This window comes from Nocardioides sp. B129/18 (genome assembly GCF_055282735.1).
In genome coordinates, this window is record NZ_JBUZJI010000003.1 from 30023 (window position 1) to 30887 (window position 865).

Annotated in this window: 1 protein-coding gene; it reads right to left on the reverse strand. The window is 73.6% G+C overall.

Features of this window, described 5'->3' with window-relative positions; translation table 11 throughout:
* Positions 1-31: 31 nt before the first annotated feature.
* Positions 32-592, reverse strand: coding sequence for an MFS transporter (locus ACZDWJ_RS02965; RefSeq protein ID WP_463519605.1), 561 nt, complete (start codon positions 590-592; stop codon positions 32-34).
* Positions 593-865 lie beyond the last annotated feature (273 nt).

An 865-nucleotide genomic window follows, 5' to 3' on the forward strand; every position in this document is an offset into this window, starting at 1 on the left:
GTCCGGCATCCCGCCCCACGGCGTGCGGGGCTCAGGCCGCGCGGCGCCGCGTGATCATCAGGGCGAGGACGCCGGCGAGCACCGAGGCGACCACGCACATGCCGAACAGCAGGCGGTAGCCGCCCAGCGACGGCAGCTCGACGGCGGTCGCGCCCACGCCGAGCGCGATGGTGTTCGCGGCGAGGATCGAGCCGCCGACGGCGCTGGCGATCGAGGTGCCGAGGCTGCGGGCCAGGGAGTTCAGGCCGTTGGCGGCGGCGATCTCGCTGGGCGCGGTGTGCTCGTTGATGAGCGAGGGCATGGCGGCGTAGCCGATGGCCGCGCCGATGCCGACGACCGCGCTGCCCACGATGATCATCCACAGGTCGGAGGTGAGCGCGATGCGCATCAGCCAGCCGACGGCGAGGATCGCGGCGCCGAGCGCCAGGGTCCGCGCGCCGCCGACGCGGGCGATGATCTTCGCGGTGACGTCGGAGAGCACCAGCATGGCCAGGCCGCTGGGCAGCATGCAGACGCCGCTGAAGACGATCGAGGAGCCGAAGCCGTAGCCGCTGGCCTCGGGGGCCTGCAGGTAGCCGGCCGTGCCGATCATGCTGGCGAACAGGGCGAAGCCGAAGAGCACCGAGGCGATGTTGGTGAGCACGATCGGCGGACGCCGCAGCGCGACGAGGTCGACCAGCGGCTCGGCGATGCGGGTCTGCGACCAGCCGAAGGCCACCACGAGGACCGCGCCGAGGGCGAGCAGGCCGAGGGTCCGGCCCGACGTCCAGCCCCAGGAGGCCGACTGGGCCAGCGGCAGCAGGATCGCGACGAGCGCGCCGGAGAGCAGCACGGTGCCGACGACGTCGATGCGGCCGCCGGTGCT

Coding starts and splice junctions, on each gene's coding strand:
- ACZDWJ_RS02965 (WP_463519605.1), bottom strand. CDS start 592: ATGATCGGCACGGCCGGCTACCTGCAGGCCCCCGAGGCCAGCGGCTAC.